Consider the following 21,096-nt stretch of genomic DNA (forward strand, 5'->3'; position numbering starts at 1 on the left):
GCGAGACCTGAGTCTCGCCCCGATCTTCACTTCGATTGCCATGCGTACCAGCGCTTGGCGATCGCATCGCGATTCTCGGCCCAGTACTTCATGTCGAGATTGATCTGCGAGGTCTTGTACTGATCGGGTAGCGTCTTCGCGACGGCGGGCGACATCAGCGAGGCCGACTTCACGTTGATGGGCGCGTAGCCGGTGTCCGTCGCGAACTTGGCCTGCGCCTGCGGGCTGGTTGCGGCGGCCAGGTACTTCATCGCTTCTGCCTTGTGCTTTGCGCCCTTCGGAATCACCAGCATGTCGGCGGCCGTCAGGTTCTGGTTCCACGAAATGCCGACGGGCACGCCCGTCTGTTCGAGCGCATGCAGGCGGCCGTTCCAGAACATGCCGATGGGCGCTTCACCCGACGCGAGCAGTTGCTGCGATTGCGCGCCGCCGCTCCACCAGACGATATCGCCCTTGATCGTGTCGAGCTTCTTGAAGGCGCGGTCGAGATCGAGCGGATAGAGCTTGTTGGGCGGCACGCCGTCGGCGAGCAGCGCGATTTCCAGCACGCCGGGCGCCGACCACTTGTAGAACGTGCGCTTGCCGGGGAATTTCTTCGTGTCGAACAGATCGGCCCACGTCTGCGGCTGCGCGCTCGCGAACTTCGCCTTGTTGTAGCCGAGCACGAACGAGTAATAGAAGCTGCCCACGGCATCGGGCGTCGAGAAGCGCGGATCGAGTTCGTCTTTCTTCACGACGGAATAATCGATTGGCTCGATCAGCCCGGCCTTTTGCGCTGCATACGCAAAATCGCCTTCGACGTCGACGACATCCCAGTTCACATTGCCGCTGTCGACCATCGCCTTGAGCTTGCCATAATCGGTCGGACCGTCCATCAGCACGTTGATGCCCGTTTCCTGCGTGAAGGGCTGCGCCCAGTTCTTCTGCTGCGATGACTGAGTGGTGCCGCCCCAGCTCGTAAACACGATGGGATCTGCGGCGAGGGCGGGCGCCGCCGCGAGCGTTGCCGCGCAGAATGCGATCAGCGGCGCAATAAACGAGGTGCTTCTGCTGCTCATGTCAATCTCCAGGAAACGGGTGGGTATCGAGGCAACGTGTACGGCGGCCAGTCGAACGCTCTCTCAGGCAAGCGGCGAAAAACGTGCTGGCTTCATGATCTTGTTTTCCATCTCTTCCATCAGCGCCTGAATCTTTGGCGCAAAGGCCTGCCATGTCGCGTCTTGCGCGAGCGCCGCGCGGCGTCGTTCGCGTTCGTCGAGACTCGGGTAAGCCCAGATATGCACGATCTGGTTCTGCGGGCCGATCTCCGAAAAGAAGTAGCCGACCAGTTGACCCAGATACCGCTTCTGCAACTCGATGCCCTCTTCCTCGACGAGCTTCAGATAGGCGGGCACAGCGCCCGTCTTGATGCGGTATGTGCGGATTTCGTAGTACATGTGGCGTCCTCGACAGTTGGGCTTTAGCGCATCACGAACGGGTCGGCGATCGGTTCGTCCGACGTGCGAATCCAGACCGATTTCGTGCGCGTGTACTCGAGCACGGCTTCGAGTCCGCCTTCACGGCCGAGGCCGCTCAAGCCATAGCCGCCGAACGGTACGATGGGCGACACCGCGCGATACGTGTTGACCCACACGATGCCCGCGCGCAGCGCACGCGTGAGACGATGCGCGCGCGTGAGATCACGCGTGAACACGCCGGATGCGAGGCCGTAGCGCGTGTCGTTGGCGAGCGCGATGGCATCGGCTTCCGTATCGAACGTGACGACGCTCAGCACCGGGCCGAACAGCTCTTCCATCACGCTCGGCACCTGCGGGTGCGGACAATCGACGATGGTCGGCAGAAAGTAATTGCCGTTGCCGATACCGTCCGGCTGCTTGCCGCCCGTCACCACGCGGCCGCCCGCTTCGATGCTCGCGCGCAGCACGTGTTCGATATGCTCGAGTTGACGGCGCGTTGCGAGCGGACCCATTTCGGTCGCCATGTCCTGCGGATTGCCGATGCGGATCGCCTGCGCCTTTGCGATCAGACGTTCGAGCAGCGCATCGTGAATAGCGCGCTGCACGATGAGCCGCGAGCCCGCGACACAGCTTTGTCCCGTTGCCGCAAAGATGCCCGCGACGACGGCGTTGCACGCGCTGTCCAGATCGGCGTCGTCGAATACCAGCACGGGTGACTTGCCGCCCAGTTCCAGCGACATTGCCGCAAGGTTCTCCGCCGAATTGCGCACCACATGGCGCGCGGTTTCCGGTCCGCCCGTGAACGCGATGCGCGACACGAGCGGATGGCTCGTCAGCGTGCGGCCGCAGTCGTTACCAAAGCCCGTCACGATGTTGACGACGCCCTTCGGAAAGCCCGCCTCATGCACGAGGCGCGCAAATTCGAGCAATGGCGCGGGACCTTCTTCGGATGCCTTGAGGACGATCGTGCAGCCCGCCGCGAGCGCCGGTCCAACCTTCACGGCCGACAGAAACAGCTGCGAATTCCACGGCACGATGCCCGCGACCACGCCGACGGGTTCACGGCGCAGCGTCACTTCCATGTCCGGTTTGTCGACGGGCAGCCACGCGCCCTGGATCTTGTCGGCAACGCCCGCGTAATAGCGGTAGTACTCCGCGACATAGCCGATCTGGCTGCGCGTCTCGCGGATGATCTTGCCCGTGTCCTGCGTTTCGAGTTCGGCCAGGCGCGGCGCGTGCTGCGCGACGAGATCGGCGAGCCTGTACAGCAGCTTGCCGCGCGCGCTCGCTGTCAGGTTCGCCCACGACGGATCGGTCAATGCGCGGTGCGCGGCCTGCACGGCGCGATCCACGTCGCCGGCGCTGGCGGCGGGCATGCGCGCCCACACTTCGCCCGTCGATGGATCGACGCTGTCGAACTGTTCGCGCGCGCCTTCGAATGCGCCGTCGATGTATTGCTGGAACCGCTGGACCATGTCAGCCACTCCGTGTTCGGTTAGTGCATCACTTCAGTTGGGTCAGCAGATGCAAAAGCGGGCATCACGTCGGAGATGAACAGTTCCAGCGACTTGCGCTTGCGCTCGAAACTCATGTGGCTGTCGAGCCAGAAGCTGTACTGGTCGTAGCCGAGTTCTTCGTAACCCTTGAGCCGCGCGATCACCTGCTTCGGCTCGCCGATCACGAGGTTCTTGCGGATCGCGTCGGATGAGTATTGCGGGAACATCGCGACGTCGGCATCCGTGAGCGGTTCGATGAAACCCTGCTCGACGGGCCGTTCGTTCTTGAACCACTTGCTGAAGTAGCGATAGAAGCTCGCAAGGTCTTCGACAGCGGCATCGACTTCGGCTGCATTCGCGCCGACGAACGTATGCATCAGCATCATCACCTGCGGACGCGGCACCTCGGGGTGCGCGGCGCATGCGGCATTGAAGCGATCCATCAGGCTCACGACTTCGGCATCGCCCGACGCCAGCGACGTCACCTGCACGTTGCAGCCGTTGGCCACTGCGAACGCATGCGAATTCGGATCGCGCGCGGCGAGCCACATCGGCGGATGCGGTTGCTGCACGGGACGCGGCACGGGCGTCGTTGAAGGCCACGACCAGAATTCACCCTGATGCACGTAGTCGCCTTCGAAGAGCTTGCGCAGCGCGGGCACCAGTTCACGCATGCGTGCGCCCGCGCCCATGGCGTCCAGGCCGGGCAAAAGACGCTCGTATTCGAACGAATAGGCACCGCGTGCAATACCGAGGTCGAGCCGCCCATTGCTGGCGACGTCGACCATGCCCGCTTCGCCTGCGAGCGCGATCGGATGCCAGAACGGCGCGATCACGGTGCCCGTGCCGAGCCGGATACGCTCCGTCCTGGCGGCGAGATACGACAGGTTGACGAACGGATTCGGCGCGATGGTGAATTCCATCGCGTGATGCTCGCCGATCCACGCGGTCTCGAATCCGCCGCGCTCGGCAATCTGCACCAGCTCCGTCATCTGGTCGAACAGTTCGCGATGCGACGTCGTGTTGTCGTACCGCTCCATGTGCAGGAACAACGAAAACTTCATGATGTGTCTTCTCCGATGGCAACTGCGGGTTGTGCGTCGCGCGCGGCGCGGCGAACGGAGGCTTCAGTGCGCGAGTGCGAGTGTCTGCACCGTGCCCGCTTCCGTATCGCCGACATAGATGCCGAATGCGTCCTCACTGCGTTCGCGCACGTAGCGTTCGAGCATCGAGCGCACCGCGTCGTCGCGCAGTTCGCCCCACGGAATCGCCCCGAGCGGCACGATGCGGATCGTGCTGTCGATCCATGCCGCGCCGCTGTCGATCACCCGGCCGCGGTAGTAGATCTGCACGCTCGACGCAGGCCCGTTACCCGATTCGAACACGGCAAAAATAAAGTCGAGATGCACATTGAGGCCGAGCTTCGCGAGCACGCCGTGCAGGCTGGTTGCGTCGCTTGCGGGTTCGAGCTTGTGGCCCGTCGGCAATTGCAGGCCTTTGGGCGTATCGAGCAGCACGAGACCGTCGCGATGTTCGAGAATCGCGCCGACCTGGGCGCGAGCGCCCGCTGCAGCAAGCGCGTCCTGCGACAGGCTGAAGTTCACATACGCGCCCCGGCAATAACCGAGCGGCGACGAACTGGTATGAACAAAATCGACCACGCGTCCGATCAGGATGACGTGATCGCCGGCATCGACCACTTCATGGGTCGTGCAATCGAAGCTCGCGGCGGCGCCGTCCATCACGGGCGCGCCCGTCGTGCGCGCACACCATGCGACTTGTGCGAACTTGTCGGCGGCTTTCGACGCGAACACGCCCGACACGTTCTTCTGGTCTTCGGCGAGCACACTGACCGCAAAGTGTTTCGTCTGCGAAAACACTTCGTAGCTCGAAGCCGTCTTCGCGATGCACACCAGCACGAGGGGCGGATCGAGCGACACCGACGTAAACGAGTTTGCCGTGAAGCCGCGCGGCGAGCCGTCATTCTGGATTGTCGTAACGACCGTCACGCCCGTCACGAATGCGCCGAGTGCGCGGCGGAATTCCGCGCTATCGAAAGGCTGCTGATTACTGGGTTCAGCCATGATGTTCTCCAGAGATCGATCCGTTGACGGCGTATTGGGCCGCAGCCCTCGGACTCGAAGCCGATACTTCGGCGAGGAACGCGAGGAGGCTTGCGTTGACGCGCGCGGGGTCGGTGACATTCATCATGTGACGCTCGTTCGCGATGATTTCGGCGCGTCCGTGCGGCGTGGCCGCGGCCATCGCGCGCGACATCGCCGGACTCGAGTTCGGATCGCATTCGCCCGTCAGGAACAGCGCGGGCACGGGCAGACTCGCGAGCCGGCCGACATGCGCATCGTCCGACGACGCGAACAGCCGGTAGGTGCGCGCATAGCCAACGGGATCGACAGACAGCAACAGCCCGCGCACGGCCCGCGCGGCCTGCGTCAGATGCGCGGGAACTGGATCGCCGAACCAGCGCGACAAGGTTGCATCGATGCCTGCTTCGGCGGGCTTTTCCGCCGACGCTTCGCCGAGGGTCGCGGCACGGTTCATCACGGCTGCGCGCTGCGCGGGCGTGCGGTCGTACACCGCGTTGAGCGCTGTCACACTCAGCGTGCGCTCGGGATGCGCAAGCGCGAATTCGAGTGCGACCAGCGCGCCCATCGAATGCCCGACCACATGCGCGCGCCCGATTTGAAGCGTATCGAGCAGCGCATCGAGTTGCGCTGCGTATTCGTCGAGCGTCGGCATGGCCGTCGGCAACGCGCTGTTGCCGTGGCCGAGCATGTCGTACACCACGACCTGGTAGGCCGACGTCAGCGCGTCGATCTGCGGCGCCCATACACTCTGGTTCATGCCCACGCCGTGAATCAGCACGACCGTCTCGCGTGCATTGGCGCACTGCGGCGCGTGCACGCTATAGCTCGTGCCGGCCGCCTCGCCGCGTGACACCGCGCGCACGTGAGCAAGCTCAGGCTTCATTGGACTCGAGCTCCTTCAGGTCCTGATATCGGTCGCCGATCCGGTGATGCGGACGGCCGCCGATCGATGCGCCAAGTGCGATGACGAGTTCATCGGGCGCGGGTGCATCGACGATCGAGAACTGCACGGTCAGGTAGTGCGAGCGCATGCCTTCGTCGTGCTTATGCATCAGCGGAATCGAGATGGGGCAGTTCGGGCCGCCGCGCAGGTTCGTGAAGCTCAGATAGCTCTTCGCGCCGACCGCCTTGCGATAGTGGTTGCCGAAGCGCAGCGTGTGGATCAGCGCCGACGCGTGCTCGATCTCGCCCGACGTGCCGACGATGGCGGCCTTGCCATAGCCTTCGATTGCATCGCCTGAGCCGGCGACTCGCAGCATTTCTGCTGTCAGCATCTCGCCTAGCTGTGGCGCGAGGCCGTGGATTTCAGGCTTCAGATCCTCGACGAAGCCGCGGCCCGCCCACGGATTGCGGAGCACGGCTGCCGCGCCGAACAGCTTCAGCGGACGTTGGGCTTCCTTGCCGCCTTCAATAAACGTCTCTTCGACGTAGGTGACCAGCTTGCGGACTTCCAGCTTCATATCGTTCTCCTGACGGGGGCTCTTGGCCGTGGTGTCGTTCGTTGAGATTATGGTATGCCATCTTACGGTCCGCACCGCGCGTGTCAATATTATGGAATACCATGATATGGGTTATGCCAATGCTGGCATGTTTTTGGATGGGGGTGCGGTGGGGAAACCGTGCGGGTGGTTCGGGGTTTTTGCGGGCGCCATTCTTGCGAAACGCGAGCCGCGCGCGAATGATGCCGAACGGGTCAAGGTGGTCCCCGACGCTGGGGGAGTACCTGACGGGCACCTGCGGCCCGTTCGTTAGGGCCGAGCGGTCGACCGGCGCCGCGCATCGTCGCGGATATTCAAAAGCCGTTCGCGTCGTGGCTGGACCGTCCGCTGAGCGGGATCACGACCAAAGAGATATCGGGCTGGAAAACGGCCGAACTGTCGCGCGTGCTGCGCCCCGGCGCGAATGGCCTGCCGGAAAAACGCGTCAAGCCCGCAACTTTCCGAACGCGCTCGGCGGCACGTAGCGGGAAATCAAGGCATTCGATCACGTTCGTCGCGTGGCCAAAATCCGCAACTTTCGCTGGCACGATCTTAGACATACGTTCGCGACGTGGGCGGTTACAGGCGGCGCACCACTTGACCTCGTCAGCCGAAGCGTCACGCCCCAGCCGTACGGGACCGGCCTGCAAAGTGTGACAGAGGAGTACGCGTGCGCCTATCGGAAATCTTCGAAACTTGGCGTCTTTTCTGGCGGCCGGCTCGTGCCTTTGACATGGACGAGAGTGCGGGCCAAACAACAGTCAACAGCCGCTGCGATGCTAGGAGGCGACCAGCCGGGGCGGCGGATCGCATTTACACACGCAGAGGTCATCGCTCAACGCACTGTGTTTTCCGCTCACGCCAGTTTCGTGTGGCCGCTCTCCAATGCAAACGATACGTCCATTTGTCCCGCAGGCGAAGCACTTGACCACGTCCCCCTCGTATGCCAACTCCTTTCCGTCCAACGTATCCCCACGGTGAGGCGTAAAGACGACGCCACCCGTCGTCGTATGGTCACCGCTCCTTATGTCGTAACGCATCGCTACTTCTCCTTGCTGGACGTGTTTCCTTCCTGGTCACAGTGTCTGAATAGTCGTTCACTGTGCGTCCCGCCGCACCCGGCAACGAGCCGCCCGTGACTAATCGTTCCTCGCAGATTCTTGAAGTTACAGTCTAGAATGGTGGCCGTGAGGTCAGTCGAATAGCAGAGTGTTCCGTCGTTCAGGAAGCGCACTACATGCGATACGGTATTAAGGAACCTGTTGATGCTGTACTCGCCAATATAGTGTGCGTCAGAGATTGATACGGACCGTGCGCTCCTTAGTGTGCTGGACAGTGTCCCGTCGAGAGAGATTTCGTACTCGCTCCCATCCGCTGTTCTCGAAGATAGACGGGTGGGCCGTTCTTTGAAATGGTTTCGATAGTCCCGTGATTATTGCGTGACTGACGGCGCGACCTGAACATGCGTACTCCCTATGGGCGTGACCTGGTTATATGAAAAAGCATCTGTTTTGATTTTGGGAGACGGCACGTTCGCCTTGATCGGTTGGTCGCCAGATGGCGCAATGATTTCGCGCGCTGTCAGATACAACCCCTTTCCGATAAAAGACTCAAAGCCGGCCCGAGAGTCGTGAACATATTGATCGAAGAAACGAATCAGGCTGTCGGATAGCACCGGTGGATTGAGCCAAGCATCATAGTAAGCTTGCTCCTCGGGGGAAAGCTTAGGTGGTACGCCACCATTTTTTTCCCGGTCTTGCCACTCACGCGGATTCGTCTTCTCAACTTCCATCCAATAACGCCGCCAGTTGAGTGAGTCCAGTTGTGCAGCGATAGTAGTGTGAGAAGACCTGATCCTCTCAAGGTCCTTTTCACTCTGTAAATTTGCTCCACATACGTCTTTGTACACGTCGCATGGGTTCGTCTGATAGCGGGCTTTGAGCCATCCATAATAGAGACGCATGTGTGCGGCCATCTTGGCATCCAAAGTGCTCCCGATATCTGCCGCGGCCTCGAACTCGTCAAAGGATGCTTTCAGGTCTGGGTCATACTCAAAGAGGTCGGAGGTTTTCTTGTCCAGGAGCGCGGGGGGTGTGAAGGGAACACCGGCTATCGCGGCTTCGAGGCGCATTCTGTTAAGAGGGATGCGTGCAAGCGCGTCACTGCGTGCCTGCTCGCCCGGTTTGTATCCACCCCCCACGTCGGAATGCACACCAGGATAGACGAACTCACGATGTGTATCGGTTATCTGTCCCAGTCGCGTAAGCGGGAATGCTGAGCGGACTTCGTGTCCGGCCACTAAATGCAAACACTGTTCGACGTCCTCTGGCACATGCATCAACATATCGGTTAAGTCATGCGCTGGCAGGCCGACTGATTCGACGGTGTCGAAAATGCCTAGAAAACGGATACGCAGCGGAGCGCTCTTGCCATCGATAGCGGTAATACACGGCCAGTGCGGCACACCGTTCTTACGCTCGCACCTCTGGAGCAATCGATTGACAAAAGCTCGCGCCAGCGTCGCACCGCGTGAAAATCCGAAAACAGCTATGTCCACTCGGGAGACGCGATGATTCTGCGACAAGACCACATCCAGGTCGCGCAAGCCATTCTTGATTCGAATATCGCCGCCCAGTCCAGTACCGCCTCCCAGCGCTTCGCTGTCGCGTATCCGATCAATCCACGTGGGATTACTAGCCTCAAGAGGTGTTCCAACTCCCGCATAGTAAAGTCGTTGAATGACGGGGAAGTCATCCATATGGCCTTGCCATAAGCGGGCTACGTTAGATTGTTTTTCCAACGGAATGTCAATATTTCTATTATTTCCAGTTCCATCAAAGAAAAAGCTGATCCATGGCATTTGCTCACAAGTGGTACACGTACCAAACTCCTCGGCATAGAGTTCTGTTGCCGTTTTGATTTTCTGTTCAAAAGCCTCATGACTATCTGTTATCCAGTCCTGCATTATTAGTCTCCAGGGTTGCGCATTGCTCGCTCGCCTCTGAGTAACAGATCGACGCGGGGATTTACTGGGCTATGGATGTCATCTGAACGAACGATATACTCTGCCTCTACCTTCTCATTGGAAAAAAAGCGGACAATCAAATGAATTCCCGTATCTGGATCTTTTGACGTTGCGCCCTTGATTCGGGTTGTACTGCTGTGCGTTTGCCATTCCGATTCTTGCGCATATTTGTCACCTGTTCTCCAGATGACACGTAGGTTGGCCCCAACTCCAGGAAGGCTCGCACAGCATGCGGGACTTGAACTACCGCCCTTCGAGAATCGCTGTACGTCATAACCTATTAACGCCAAGTTCTTGCCTGACTCTGTCTCCAGGTGGAAGTCCCGGATGTCGTCTTCGGTGTAATTGACCGGCCATATATTCATGTACGGCATATAGGAAGCGCTAGAGGCACAACCGACACAGGTGATGGACGCGGTCGCGACAATCGCCGGCAGTAGTTTGCTTTTTATGTTTGCCATCGCTTGATAGATTGCCCCCATCGATAGTTTCCAGGTGATATTCATTGAATGTAGTCATTGGTGTAGTTTGCGGCATGGACGTCTATTTCAGCTACATATCCCTGCGGCATCCCCATTGCGCACGCACATACTCCCCAAACGGACACGCCAAGCAGCGCTGCGCGTCCAGCCCCAATCAAGCCGGCAATCATTTTCCTGTTGTTCATAACTTATCCTCTGATCTTGTCAGCACGCATCTGCGCAACCTGATCGCGCGTGTAAAACAAAAGTTCCATGTACCCCGACTCGCTATCTGCCGGGAGCGAGCCTACGACCGTGAGCTCAACGCGATTTGCGATATTGAGCGAATCGCTCCATCGAACGACAATCCGGTCGCCCGGCAACGGAACCGTTACTGACTCTTTCGTTACACTCGATACAGTGGAGCCATCCCCCACATTCCCGATACGCTGGGCATCGATATCGGGCTTTCCCGGCCACTCGATCTGCACATTGCGCACCGGTCGTCGGCTGTCGTTGATTACGTAAACGGACGTGGTTATGCAGCCAGCCAGCCTGATCCCCGCCAGCCAGTCGCGATTCTGCTTCTCTTTCAGCAGCAGTGGTGCGCACTCCGATACCGATTTCCATACGTCCGCAGGAATCTCGCTAAAGGCATCGATAAGAGAGCACTCGCCTTGAATCGTACGGGTAATGGCCTGTTGGACTTCCGCGTGCAAGTCGTAGCCGTTGCCGTATCGCAATGCATAGAGGACGAAGACACTCGCATCACTCTTGCGGTCAAGTCCGCACTCCAATGCGCGATAAACAAAGGGGGCGATTTCAAGAGCACGATCGTTGGGACGGGGCGCTTTCACGAGATCGGGCATTACTTTGTCGATCCACTCAAGCACCTGTCGCGGCACTACTTCGCGCTTCAATTCGTCGACAGTTTCGGCGGGAATCGGAAACACGTCCCACGCAACAGGAGTCGGCAGGTTCTCGCCAGACAGTTCGACTAGCCGCTTTTCGATGTCCAATGTCCACCACGCATGACACGGACCAAAGACATGCCTACGCGTGTCATCAGGTAATGAGTGATACAGCACCCGCAGATACGATGGCTGATAGAAGAAGAACCATGCCTCTTCATCGTCGGGGCCGAGACGCGCATGAAGCAGTGTTTGCAGATGCTCCACAAATGGCTCCATGTCGCATGACGTCCAGACCCATGAGACAAGCTGCGCGTCCATTTCGGCGAGATGCAATACCCTCCAGAAGATCATGAGAGGATTCGCCTGCCCACTCATGAAACTGACGGTATAGGTCTGATCGCCCCGTAGGTCGGGCATCGCGAAAAGGATTGGACCGGTCTGCTCCAGGTGATCTAGCCCAGAACCGGCGTAGAGCGACCTATGCTGACTATCCCAACCGTCGCACAGAAAAGCTCGCTCCCTGTCGCTCATGTGACCTATATCGACAAGCGCATAGAGTCGCACCTCTGGCTCAGTTTCCGCCAGCTTCGATTGCATTGCGCGAAAGCGCGCAAGCATCCCGTTTTCGAACTCGCGATACATCGCTCAAGCCTCCAGCTTTGCGAACGGCATGCCGGATTGACTCGCGCGCAGCGCGCATTGCGTCGCGGCCGGTTTGGGCAAGACAGGTAGTTCTTCGGGAAGGTGGGCCGGCCCACGGCGTGAGAACGAAGCGGCTTTCCACGTGCGGTCCCCACGGGTGCCGTCCTCAATGCCCGTCGTCGTCATACGCAGGTAGGACCCGCCGCACTTGAGGACGAGTTCTTCCTTTGCCTCGATCACAACACGCCCATTTGCGCTCTTGATCGTCATGTCTCTTTCGGAATCGAGCGACATGGCGTCGTTCTGCGCCTGTATTTCGACCTTGCCCTTCCCGGCGAACAACTTGATGCCCATTCGCTGGGCGAACACCGAAACAGCCTCACCCGCTGCCATCGTGATGCGCCTCACGACGCTCATGTCCGCGTTGCCACCAGCAGTGGCAATGAGGTTCCTCGCTGCGCTGTACTGGAGATCGCCGCCAGTTACCAGTGCGATTCCTTCCGGCGCGGTCACGAATATCCCTGCGCGTTTGAGTTGGTCGATTGTCTCGTCGAGAAGTGCTTTCTGCCGTTCGCAGTCGGCTGCAATCGCCTGCGCCGTTTTCACGGTTTCCGCGAGAGCCGAACTCTGATCCAACGCCCGGCGCAGCAAAGCCAGACCAGGCTCCATATCCAATAATTCGCCCGTTGCGCCTGGCTTGTCGTGCGCGGTGAACAGCAGACCTTTCCCGCCTCGCACAGCGGCATGCCCGGAGGTACGTACCTCGGCACCTTCGCCGCGCTTCTGCCTCTTCGAATCGACCAGAAAGCCGAGATTCAGTTGTGTCTTGCCGGAATGCTCGGTCGAGAGCTTGATGCCTTCCTGACCTTCCCAGTCCTCCATCCGCAGCTTGTTGTTGCTCTGCGTGCGAATGACATTGCGCGATAGCCAGCGGTTGTCGCTCGTGATGTGATCGACGGCCTGGCTGTTGTGCATCGCGTGCGCGATGTATGGCCGGTTCGGGTTGCCGTCGTGGAATGCAATGGCGACCTCTGTACCGTCGAGCAGCGGGAAGTGAAAGCCCGTCTGCAATGCGCCCGCGAACGGCTTCGCAAGACGCAGAGGCACGCTCTCGCCGCCAGGATTCCACGCGTCGAAATCGAGATCGAAGCGGACGACGTAGTAACCGGCGGCAGTCAGATACGCATACTTGTACTCGTCGGGTGAGGTCACGCGTGCGCTGAGCGTGCCTGCAATCGTGGGCCACGCTCTCTCATCCAGCGCCAGCCGGAAACGCCGGTCGGAAGGAATGGCCTTGTACCTGTTGGAGTAGGCCTCATCCCGCGCACCGCGATGAACCACTTCGACAACGACCTGTCCGTTTGGCGCGTCGGGCAGTGCTTCATCAATATGCAGGATGCGCGCAGGCATCAGTGCAAGAACATTGCTCTCGCCTTCATACACGACCTGCGAGGCGATAGCCGTCTCATGCCTGAGTTGAGCTTCCCACTTCGCGGCCTGTGCGTCCGGGTGATGCGTACCCCACACATAAGGCTGCCCGTAGGTGGTCTTATCTTCGGCTGCTATGTTGGCATCATCCCTGAACCGTTCCCAGGCGCTATCAGGGTTGTAGTCGGCGACCTGGAACGATCGCGCGACGGTCTGCGTTCGCGTAACGAGCGAACTGACCGCCTCGATACCCGACTCCAGACCGGCCTGCTCGCGATAAGGCACATCGAGCGACGGTTGATAAACATAATGGTCGATGTCGTCGCAGACGTTCAGCACGTCGCCATGCTCACCCGCAGTGATATAGCTGTAGATGCCTTCCTGCTTCATCAGCAGTTGCACCCAGGCGAGATCATCCATCTGGTACTGCATGCGAAACGCATGCTGAGGGTGCTGGCGACGCAGTCGGAAACTGAACTGGTGCCCCCGAAAGCCATGCCGTTTCAGTACTTGCTCAATGATTTCCGGCGCGGTGACATGTTGGTAGATACGGCTGGCATGGACGCGAGCCAGCTTCGAGAAATGCGCTTCGAGCACCACTTCATAGCTGGTGAAATCGGGCGTTGTCCTGAGTTCGGTAAAGCTGGTAATCCAACCCGCAAAACGGCGTCCGTCGAGGTCTTCGGGAACAATCGAAAACGTCGCGTCCTTGCCAAGATAGTCGGCGCGAGCGAGCCGCAATGGATGCGTAAGCCGGACCGTGACTTGATACGGTTCGCCGAGTCTCTCGGTCGCTGCGAATGAGACAACGGAAAGCCCGCTCGCGCTTGCGCCTGTATTGCCCGTCACTTCAAGAAAGTAAGACTGTCTGCCCGTCAGTCCGTTAAGACGCAGACTATCTCCTTCGAAACCGCCAGCCATAGATTTATATCCGAATTATCCCGATGTCTGGGCGACACCGCGGGCCGTCGATGATTCGAACGTGCAACTGCACGCCGCGCCATGAGAAATGTCCGAAAGTTGGGCTTGCGAGGAAAATTTGCGCGTGCTGATTGATGAATTTCGAAAGAATCCAGATCCTTTGAATTACGACGCATAAAAAAACCCGCTCACGGCGGGCTATCAAAAGTTGCTCCAGGTTGGTCGTAGAGCAACCGGACCTTTGCGCATCCGAGGCGATGCGCGGAGTGATGCAATTTCAATATAAGGGGCGCAAAGCGCAATGATCTATCGGGCAACTGGGAAATTTGTCATGCCCGCCGCTTCAGCCTAAGCATCCTGAACGACTCGCCGCGCCCGGTGTGATGCACCGCAAACCAAAGACCCAGGTCGTGCTTGCGCGACGGGTCGCACAACGTCACAGCGTCGATCGCCCGCAGGCATGCGCGGCGGGTTGTTTCGCTCGCGTCAGGTCTGATGAGCGAATCACCTGGAGAAAGGCGCGATACAAGCCATTTCAGTGATCCAGGAACAAACTTCGCTGCGACGCCGGACCCGGCCCCCAGGCTTCGGCTAAAACTACCCTCCGGACCGGTGCGCCGCTGCTGATTCTTCGTGCGCGTCGGCGCGCGTTGCGTCGCAGTGGCAGTTGCCGTGTGGCGAAACTTCGAACAGGTGGCGTCCTTCATGGTTGCTCTCCTGAGACTGGTTGCATGACGTTCCGGCGATCATATCCGTCGGCCGGAACGCCAAAGTGTCAAAGGATTACCCGCTGCGCACGAGTTTCGGTTTTGGGCAGTGCAACGGCGCCGTCGGCAAGCGCCCGTCTGGCAAAGGATCGGTGCGGCGGGAAAGCGGGGATGCCAGTCCCGGCGCGTTCAGCTTTTGACTCGGATTTCCGGCCGCTGGGCGCGCCGGGAACCTGGGCCGCTTGCAAAACCGCCCCAAAGCGTGTCCTGTGGGTGTCCCGCAAATTAGCAAGAAACTTCCACGATACGGGGATCGAACGGAAACCCTTGTCAGGAACGGGGTTGCAGGGAGAAGAGTTCTCCCGCGGAATGCCCTGTGCGCGGCGGCACCAACTAATGGGATGGTCAGCCTGACCGAGATGGCCCGACGGGCTGACGCTGATCGGGTCATTTCCTTTACCGGGAGACCACCAAGGCCAACGCAACGCTGATCGGTATCGACCTGGCCAAGCACTGCTTCTTCCCTTCACGCGCAGGAAGATGAATCGCAAGCAACTGTATGCATGGCTTGTCCAGGCACCGGCCTGCATCATCGCCATCGAGGCCTGCGCGGGCGCCCACTGGCTGGCGCGCAAATGCCGGTCGTTCGGGCACCAGACTCGCCTGATCGCCCCACAGTTCGTGCGTCCGTTCGTCAACGGCAAACAAGAAAGACGCCGATGCGCAAGCCATCTGCGAAGCCCCCTCACGCCCGTCGATGCGCTTTGTCGCGCTCAAGACGCCCGAACAACAGGTGCTGCTCGCGCTGCATCGGGTGCGTGAAGCGCACAGATTCAGGTTGCAAAAACCAGGCTGACCATACATTTCCTTGCAGCACGGCGGCAAAGAAATGTAGGTGCCCCCGCACAGGGGCAACGCGTGAAGCACGCTAACGAATCGCGGATGCCAGCGAAAGACCAGGCAAACCAAACCAACCCGGCGTCGCAGACAAAAGCCAAACCTTGACTACCACCTCACTCCACGTCTTCCTGCCCCGCCAGCACCTTCAACGCCAGTTCCGACGTGCGCCGGATATGCGCAAACGACGCCGCCGACGCCGCCTCCCCATCCCGCCGCTCGATCGCATCGAGCAACGCATTCATCTCGCGATTCGATTCGTCGCCACGCCCGGGCGTCGCAATCGTCAGCGCCCGCAGCCGGTTGATCCGCGCATTCAGCGTCTTCACAACGGTCAACGACACATGCTTCTGCGCACCTTCGAGCATCGCGTCATAAAACCGTTCGGTAAACTCGAGCACACGCGGCAGATCCTGCTGCACGAACGCATCTTCAATGTGCTTGCGAATGCCGCGCAACTGCTGCACGAGTTCGGGCGTCGACTGCTCGGCACAAGCACGCGCCGCGTTAGCTTCAAGCAATCCACGCAGCTCGTAAATTTCCCCAACCTGCTCCGGGTCGAGCCGCGCGACAATCGGCCCTTGCCGCGCGACGATTTCGACGAGCCCTTCCGTCTCCAGATGCCGAAGCACTTCGCGCACTACCGTGCGGCTCACGCCCAACTCGTCGCACAACGTGCGTTCGACAAGCCGCGCGCCCGGACGGAAATAACCCTGCACGATCGCACCACGCAGCTTGTCCAGCGTGAGTTCGCGCAGGGTCTTGGCGTTGCGGTCGATTCTGAGGTCTGACATAGGCGGCAATAAGGAAGATGAACGAAGGCCCTGCCGCGCGCCGCACAAACGATAGCGCGTCGGCTGGAATGCCATATTATCGTCCATCTTGCCCTGATGCCGGCCCGCGATGCGAACCGCCGCCGGTTCGCTCATTACGCCGCACCGCGTCCGTGCACGCACGGCGCGCTGCGCAGGCCGCGCGACGCGCGCTCGCCGCCGCCTCACGCCGATGTATGGCCTCGCGCTCACGAGTGGTACGCGTTCTCGCCGTGCGAGCTGAGATCCAGCCCTTCGCGCTCGCCGTCCTGCTCGACCCGCAAACCGATCGTCATATCGACCAGCTTGAACGCGATCACCGACACCACGCCCGACCACACCAGCGACGTCCCCACGCCCCAGCATTGGGAGATCAACTGATCGGCGATGCTGTAGTCGCCGACCTTGTTCGCGACGTAATCGTAGACGCCTGTACCACCGAGCCGCGGCGACGCGAACACACCCGTCAGCAGCGCGCCGACGATGCCGCCCAGGCAGTGCACACCGAACACATCGAGCGAATCGTCGACGCCGAGCAGGCGCTTGAGCCCATTCACGCCCCAATAACACACGATGCCCGCTGCGAAGCCCATCACGATCGAGCCCATCGGTCCGACGAAACCACACGCCGGCGTAATCACCACAAGCCCCGCAATCGCGCCCGACACCGCGCCGAGCATCGACGGTTTGCCCTTGAGCGTCCATTCGACGAAAGTCCACGCCACCGTCGCCGCGCACGTCGCAAGCAGCGTCGTGACGAAGGCGAGTGCTGCCGCGCCATTCGCTTCGAGATTCGAGCCGACGTTGAACCCAAACCAGCCAACCCACAACAGCGAGCCACCGACCATCGTCAGCGTGAGATTGTGCGGCGCCATCGTTTCGCGCCCATAGCCCGTCCGCTTGCCGATCATGATCGCGCCGACCAGCGCAGCGATCCCCGCATTGATGTGCACCACCGTGCCGCCCGCGAAGTCGATTGCGCCCTTCTGGAACAGGAAGCCTGCCGTGGCCGTCGCCTTTTCACCCGCGGCGGCGCTGGTGTACGCATCGGGGCCCGGCCAGTACCAGACCATGTGCGCAATGGGCAGGTACGAGAACGTGAACCACAGCACCATGAACAGCAGCACAGCCGAAAACTTCGCCCGCTCGGCAATGCCCCCGACAATCAGCGCAGGCGTGATCGCCGCGAACGTCAATTGAAACGCGACATAGATGTACTCGGGAATCACCACGCCTTTGCTGAAGGTGGCAGCTGTCGTGTCCGGCGTCACACCCGCAAGGAACGCCTTGCTGAAGCCGCCGAAGAACGCATTGCCCTCGGTGAACGCGACGCTATAGCCATACAACGCCCACAGCACCCCAAGCAGACAGAACACGACGAGCGTCTGCATCAGCACCGACAGCATGTTCTTCGCGCGCACCATGCCGCCGTAGAACAGCCCGAGTCCCGGCGCGGCCATCATCACGACGAGCAGCGTCGCGACGATCATCCATGCGGTGTCGCCCTTGTTCGGCACAGGGTCGGCGGCGAAAGCCGGCATCGCGAGCGCCAGCATCGTGAGTAACGCAACACATCTGACCAGACTTTTCATTGCGCGATCCTTTGGAAAACGCCGCGGCATGCCGCGTGCGATACGCGGGAAGCGTCGACGGTAATGTGTGGACTTCACTGAACTGCGGGAACTGCAGAAACTGCGGGGATTGCAGAAATGCTTGAAGCGTTGTCGCCGCTACTTGCGGCGGGCGCACACGCCCGCCGCATCTCTTCGATATCAATACTGCTGCCCAGGAATCCACGACGTGCCCGCGAGCGGAATGCGCGCCATCGCTGCCGCTTCTACCGTCAGCGCGACGAGATCTTCCGGTTCCAGGTGATGCACGTTCTGCTTGCCGCAGGCGCGTGCGATCGTCGTCAGCTCCATGTTCAGCGTCTTCAGATAGTTGCGCACGCGACGCGAACCTTCTTCGGGTTGCAGACGCTGTTCGAGCACGGCGTCCTGGGTCGTCACGCCGACTGGACACTTGCCCGTATGACAGTGATGGCAGAACCCCGCCGACGTGTTGAGCGCCGCGTAATCGGCCGTGGCGGAATGCAGCGCGCCGTCCTTGAAGTACGTGTCGCTATTGCAGCCGAGCGCCATCAGCACACCCTGCCCGATCGCCACGGCATCGGCGCCGAGTGCGAGCGCTTTGGCCACATCGGCGCCCGTGCGAATGCCGCCCGATACGATCAGCTGCACCGTGCCTTTCATGTTCAGGTCTTCGAGCGCATCAACGGCCTGACGCACGGCGGCGAGCGTCGGAATGCCGACGTTTTCGATGAAGCACGTTTGCGTCGCCGCCGTGCCGCCCTGCATCCCGTCGATCACGACCACGTCCGCGCCCGCATGCACGGCCAGCTTCACATCGTTGAACGTGCGCGTCGCGCCGACCTTCACGTAGATCGGCTTTTCCCAGTCAGTGATTTCGCGCAGTTCCTGAATCTTGATCGCGAGATCGTCGGGGCCCGTCCAGTCCGGGTGCCGGCTGGCCGAACGCTGGTCGACACCGGCCGGCAACGTACGCATCGACGCCACGCGTGGATTGACCTTCTGTCCGAGCAGCATGCCGCCGCCGCCCGGCTTCGCGCCCTGGCCGATCACGACCTCGATGGCATCGGCGCGGCGCACGTCGTCGGGATTGAAGCCGTAGCGCGACGGCAGGCACTGATACACCAGCGTCTTCGATGACTGACGCTCTTCCTGTGTCATGCCGCCATCGCCTGTCGTGGTGGACGTGCCGGCTGCCGTGGCCGCGCGGCCCAATGCTTCCTTCACGTTCGCCGACAATGCGCCGAAGCTCATGCCTGCAATCGTGATGGGAATGTCGAGCACGACAGGCTTCTTCGCGAAGCGCGTGCCGAGCAACGTCTGCGTCGCGCACTTCTCGCGATAGCCTTCCAGCGGATAGCGCGACAGCGACGCGCCGAGAAACAGCAGATCGTCGAAGTGCGGCACGCGGCGTTTCGCACCGAGGCCACGGATTTCATAGAGTCCGCGCTGTGCAGCGGTATGGATGTAATCGATCGTCTTGCGGTCGTAGCCTTGCGACTCTTCCTGCTGCAAGCGGGCGAAATGGATAGGTTTTTCCATGGGGACGCTCTCGTGATTCAGTGATCGGTGTTCAATATTCCTGGTCCGCGTCCGCGTTCCAGTGATAGAGCGTGCGTGCCGAAGCAATGCGCTTGAACGCGCGCGGATCGTGCTTCAGGCCTGCTGCGTCGAGCAGCGAGGCGACCGCCGTAAAGTCCACATCCGACATTGCCTCGAACTGCGCATCCGCGCCGAGCGATTTCACATCGCCCTTCACGTACAGCACCGCTTCGTAGAGCGAGTCGCCGAGTGCATCGCCTGCATCGCCGCAGATCACCATGCGGCCCGCCTGCGCCATGAACGCCGAAAAACTCCCCACCGATCCACCGACGACGATATCGCCGCCCTTCAGCGAAATGCCGCAACGCAAACCCGCATCGCCGTCGATCACGAGCAGCCCGCCATGCGCGGACGCACCCGCGCCATTCGACGCGAAGCCCTTCACATGCACCTTGCCGCTCATCATGTTTTCGGCGACGCCCGTACCCGCGCTGCCTTTGATCACGATGCTCGCGTGCTTGTTCATGCCGCCCGCGTAGTAGCCCGCGTGGCCGTCGATCGTGATCGTCACGTCGGCATCGACGCCGACCGCGATGTTGTGCGCGCCGTTCGGCGAGGTCACGGTGATCTGCTGGCCTTTGAGCGCAGCGGCGTCGCCGTGCAAATACTGGTTCACTTCCCTGACCGATCCGCGCTCAAGGTCGAATGTCACGCTTTCCATACATACATCTCCTCGGGTGCCGGTTCGAATACCTTCGCGTTCTTAATGTCGGGCAGATGCGCGAGCGAGCGGAACTCGGACGCGATCGCCACGTAGTCGTCGTTCTCGGCGACGACGGCAGGCTTGCACGCGAACGGATCGCGAATCAACGCGAGCTCCGTCGTCGTGCCCATCAGGAACGTGTAGAAGCCGTCGAGCTCTTCGAAGCCTTTCTGCAACGCTTCGGGCAATGCATCGCCTTCACGCAGACGCCATTCGAGAAAGCGGCATGCGGCTTCCGTATCGTTGTCGGTGTCGAAGTGAATGCCTTGCGGCTCCAGCTTGCGACGCACGCCATACGGATTCGACAGCGAGCCGTTGTGCACGAGACAGAAGTCTTCGCCCGCCGTGAACGGGTGCGCGCGATCCGGCGTCACAGCCGATTCCGTCGCCATGCGCGTATGGCCAACCAGATGCGAGCCCTTCAGATTCGCAAAGCCGTAGCGGTCCGCGACCTGCGCGGGCGTGCCGATGTCCTTGTACAGATCGATCGAACGGCCCGTCGACAGCAGATACAGCTTCGGATAATGCTCGCGCAGCCAGCTCTTTACGTTTTCCGCATTGCCTTGCAGCGTCAGCACGGCATGATTGCCCTTCGCGTCGATGCGCGCCGTCACGTCCATCGCCGCGTTCAACGCGTCGAGCAGCGGCGTCCATGCAAAACGATCGCCTTCTTCCGTGAAGCCCGCGTACAGGCTCAGCTTGCGCTGGCTCGCATCGACTGCCTTGCCGAACACGGCAAGACCCGCCGAATCCGGGCCGCGCTCCGTCATGCCGATCAGCATCGGCACCATCAGTTCGCCGAGCCGTTCGCGTAGTGCCGGTGTCTTCACCAGCAGACCTACGATTCCACACATAATTT

Annotated in this window: 18 protein-coding genes and 1 pseudogene; 1 reads left to right on the forward strand and 18 read right to left on the reverse strand. The window is 60.7% G+C overall.

Annotated elements, in window-relative coordinates; all coding sequences use genetic code 11:
- Window positions 1–26 precede the first annotated feature (26 nt).
- The 13 genes from C2L66_RS37065 to C2L66_RS41040 form a co-directional block, all read right to left on the reverse strand.
- Complete coding sequence (locus tag C2L66_RS37065; RefSeq protein ID WP_054931093.1) at window positions 27–1,058, reverse strand: ABC transporter substrate-binding protein; 1,032 nt, start codon at window positions 1,056–1,058, stop codon at window positions 27–29.
- A 63-nt stretch (window positions 1,059–1,121) separates the two neighbouring features.
- Window positions 1,122–1,436 (reverse strand): NIPSNAP family protein, encoded by a 315-nt coding sequence (locus tag C2L66_RS37070; RefSeq protein ID WP_054931094.1) that lies wholly within the window; start codon window positions 1,434–1,436, stop codon window positions 1,122–1,124.
- Between the two features lie 23 nt (window positions 1,437–1,459).
- Window positions 1,460–2,932: an aldehyde dehydrogenase gene (locus tag C2L66_RS37075; RefSeq protein WP_060609013.1), complete on the reverse strand. Its 1,473-nt coding sequence runs from the start codon at window positions 2,930–2,932 to the stop codon at window positions 1,460–1,462.
- Between the two features lie 20 nt (window positions 2,933–2,952).
- A complete protein-coding gene (locus tag C2L66_RS37080) occupies window positions 2,953–4,017 on the reverse strand; it encodes an LLM class flavin-dependent oxidoreductase (RefSeq protein ID WP_060609015.1) in 1,065 nt (354 codons plus the stop codon).
- Between the two features lie 63 nt (window positions 4,018–4,080).
- Window positions 4,081–5,037, reverse strand: coding sequence for a flavin reductase family protein (locus C2L66_RS37085; RefSeq protein ID WP_060609018.1), 957 nt, complete (start codon window positions 5,035–5,037; stop codon window positions 4,081–4,083).
- Window positions 5,030–5,941 carry an alpha/beta fold hydrolase gene (locus C2L66_RS37090; RefSeq protein WP_060609021.1) on the reverse strand — a complete coding sequence of 304 codons (912 nt, stop codon included), beginning with the start codon at window positions 5,939–5,941 and terminating at the stop codon, window positions 5,030–5,032. The genes C2L66_RS37085 and C2L66_RS37090 overlap by 8 nt, the downstream gene beginning before the upstream one ends.
- The gene (locus C2L66_RS37095; protein ID WP_054931099.1) at window positions 5,931–6,518 is read right to left on the reverse strand and encodes an amino acid synthesis family protein; all 588 of its coding nucleotides are present in this window, start codon (window positions 6,516–6,518) and stop codon (window positions 5,931–5,933) included. The genes C2L66_RS37090 and C2L66_RS37095 overlap by 11 nt, the downstream gene beginning before the upstream one ends.
- Window positions 6,519–7,968: 1,450 nt before the next feature.
- Window positions 7,969–9,501: a T6SS phospholipase effector Tle1-like catalytic domain-containing protein gene (locus tag C2L66_RS37115; protein ID WP_082670511.1), complete on the reverse strand. Its 1,533-nt coding sequence runs from the start codon at window positions 9,499–9,501 to the stop codon at window positions 7,969–7,971.
- A 2-nt stretch (window positions 9,502–9,503) separates the two neighbouring features.
- Window positions 9,504–10,067 (reverse strand): DUF3304 domain-containing protein, encoded by a 564-nt coding sequence (locus C2L66_RS37120; RefSeq protein ID WP_062918623.1) that lies wholly within the window; start codon window positions 10,065–10,067, stop codon window positions 9,504–9,506.
- Window positions 10,064–10,228: a hypothetical protein gene (locus tag C2L66_RS41035; RefSeq protein WP_156516844.1), complete on the reverse strand. Its 165-nt coding sequence runs from the start codon at window positions 10,226–10,228 to the stop codon at window positions 10,064–10,066. Before C2L66_RS41035 ends, C2L66_RS37120 begins: the two co-directional genes overlap by 4 nt.
- Before the next feature lie 3 nt (window positions 10,229–10,231).
- Window positions 10,232–11,578, reverse strand: coding sequence for a DUF4123 domain-containing protein (locus C2L66_RS37125; RefSeq protein WP_060609033.1), 1,347 nt, complete (start codon window positions 11,576–11,578; stop codon window positions 10,232–10,234).
- 3 nt (window positions 11,579–11,581) lie between these two features.
- Window positions 11,582–13,927 (reverse strand): type VI secretion system Vgr family protein, encoded by a 2,346-nt coding sequence (locus tag C2L66_RS37130; protein WP_082670512.1) that lies wholly within the window; start codon window positions 13,925–13,927, stop codon window positions 11,582–11,584.
- A gap of 329 nt (window positions 13,928–14,256) precedes the next feature.
- Entirely contained in the window at window positions 14,257–14,634 is a 378-nt protein-coding gene (locus C2L66_RS41040) for a hypothetical protein (RefSeq protein ID WP_148654651.1), read from the reverse strand.
- 438 nt (window positions 14,635–15,072) lie between these two features.
- Here C2L66_RS41040 and C2L66_RS37135 point away from each other — a divergent pair.
- Window positions 15,073–15,460 (forward strand): annotated as a pseudogene (locus C2L66_RS37135) (hypothetical protein); the annotation flags it as partial.
- 187 nt (window positions 15,461–15,647) lie between these two features.
- Here the strand turns inward: C2L66_RS37135 and C2L66_RS37140 are convergent.
- The 5 genes from C2L66_RS37140 to C2L66_RS37160 all read right to left on the reverse strand — a co-directional run bounded on the left by C2L66_RS37140 (window position 15,648) and on the right by C2L66_RS37160 (window position 21,091).
- Window positions 15,648–16,325, reverse strand: coding sequence for a GntR family transcriptional regulator (locus tag C2L66_RS37140; protein WP_082670567.1), 678 nt, complete (start codon window positions 16,323–16,325; stop codon window positions 15,648–15,650).
- A 227-nt stretch (window positions 16,326–16,552) separates the two neighbouring features.
- Entirely contained in the window at window positions 16,553–17,899 is a 1,347-nt protein-coding gene (locus C2L66_RS37145) for an ammonium transporter (protein WP_225032545.1), read from the reverse strand.
- 216 nt (window positions 17,900–18,115) lie between these two features.
- Entirely contained in the window at window positions 18,116–19,474 is a 1,359-nt protein-coding gene (locus C2L66_RS37150) for an FMN-binding glutamate synthase family protein (RefSeq protein WP_060609044.1), read from the reverse strand.
- A gap of 31 nt (window positions 19,475–19,505) precedes the next feature.
- A complete protein-coding gene (locus C2L66_RS37155; protein ID WP_060609047.1) occupies window positions 19,506–20,195 on the reverse strand; it encodes a GltB/FmdC/FwdC-like GXGXG domain-containing protein in 690 nt (229 codons plus the stop codon).
- Window positions 20,183–21,091, reverse strand: a complete 909-nt coding sequence (locus tag C2L66_RS37160; RefSeq protein WP_054923437.1) for a class II glutamine amidotransferase domain-containing protein — start codon at window positions 21,089–21,091, stop codon at window positions 20,183–20,185. The genes C2L66_RS37155 and C2L66_RS37160 overlap by 13 nt, the downstream gene beginning before the upstream one ends.
- Between the last annotated feature and the right edge of the window lie 5 nt (window positions 21,092–21,096).

This window comes from Paraburkholderia caribensis (genome assembly GCF_002902945.1).
In the GTDB taxonomy this organism is placed as follows: domain Bacteria; phylum Pseudomonadota; class Gammaproteobacteria; order Burkholderiales; family Burkholderiaceae; genus Paraburkholderia; species Paraburkholderia caribensis.

Excerpts from the sequence above, each read along its gene's own strand:
- C2L66_RS37065 (WP_054931093.1), bottom strand. The coding sequence starts at position 1,058 with ATGAGCAGCAGAAGCACCTCGTTTATTGCGCCGCTGATCGCATTCTGC.
- C2L66_RS37070 (WP_054931094.1), bottom strand. The coding sequence starts at position 1,436 with ATGTACTACGAAATCCGCACATACCGCATCAAGACGGGCGCTGTGCCC.
- C2L66_RS37075 (WP_060609013.1), bottom strand. The coding sequence starts at position 2,932 with ATGGTCCAGCGGTTCCAGCAATACATCGACGGCGCATTCGAAGGCGCG.
- C2L66_RS37080 (WP_060609015.1), bottom strand. The coding sequence starts at position 4,017 with ATGAAGTTTTCGTTGTTCCTGCACATGGAGCGGTACGACAACACGACG.
- C2L66_RS37085 (WP_060609018.1), bottom strand. The coding sequence starts at position 5,037 with ATGGCTGAACCCAGTAATCAGCAGCCTTTCGATAGCGCGGAATTCCGC.
- C2L66_RS37090 (WP_060609021.1), bottom strand. The coding sequence starts at position 5,941 with ATGAAGCCTGAGCTTGCTCACGTGCGCGCGGTGTCACGCGGCGAGGCG.
- C2L66_RS37095 (WP_054931099.1), bottom strand. The coding sequence starts at position 6,518 with ATGAAGCTGGAAGTCCGCAAGCTGGTCACCTACGTCGAAGAGACGTTT.
- C2L66_RS37115 (WP_082670511.1), bottom strand. The coding sequence starts at position 9,501 with ATGCAGGACTGGATAACAGATAGTCATGAGGCTTTTGAACAGAAAATC.
- C2L66_RS37120 (WP_062918623.1), bottom strand. The coding sequence starts at position 10,067 with ATGAATATCACCTGGAAACTATCGATGGGGGCAATCTATCAAGCGATG.
- C2L66_RS41035 (WP_156516844.1), bottom strand. The coding sequence starts at position 10,228 with ATGAACAACAGGAAAATGATTGCCGGCTTGATTGGGGCTGGACGCGCA.
- C2L66_RS37125 (WP_060609033.1), bottom strand. The coding sequence starts at position 11,578 with ATGTATCGCGAGTTCGAAAACGGGATGCTTGCGCGCTTTCGCGCAATG.
- C2L66_RS37130 (WP_082670512.1), bottom strand. The coding sequence starts at position 13,927 with ATGGCTGGCGGTTTCGAAGGAGATAGTCTGCGTCTTAACGGACTGACG.
- C2L66_RS41040 (WP_148654651.1), bottom strand. The coding sequence starts at position 14,634 with ATGAAGGACGCCACCTGTTCGAAGTTTCGCCACACGGCAACTGCCACT.
- C2L66_RS37140 (WP_082670567.1), bottom strand. The coding sequence starts at position 16,325 with ATGTCAGACCTCAGAATCGACCGCAACGCCAAGACCCTGCGCGAACTC.
- C2L66_RS37145 (WP_225032545.1), bottom strand. The coding sequence starts at position 17,899 with ATGCTGGCGCTCGCGATGCCGGCTTTCGCCGCCGACCCTGTGCCGAAC.
- C2L66_RS37150 (WP_060609044.1), bottom strand. The coding sequence starts at position 19,474 with ATGGAAAAACCTATCCATTTCGCCCGCTTGCAGCAGGAAGAGTCGCAA.
- C2L66_RS37155 (WP_060609047.1), bottom strand. The coding sequence starts at position 20,195 with ATGGAAAGCGTGACATTCGACCTTGAGCGCGGATCGGTCAGGGAAGTG.
- C2L66_RS37160 (WP_054923437.1), bottom strand. The coding sequence starts at position 21,091 with ATGTGTGGAATCGTAGGTCTGCTGGTGAAGACACCGGCACTACGCGAA.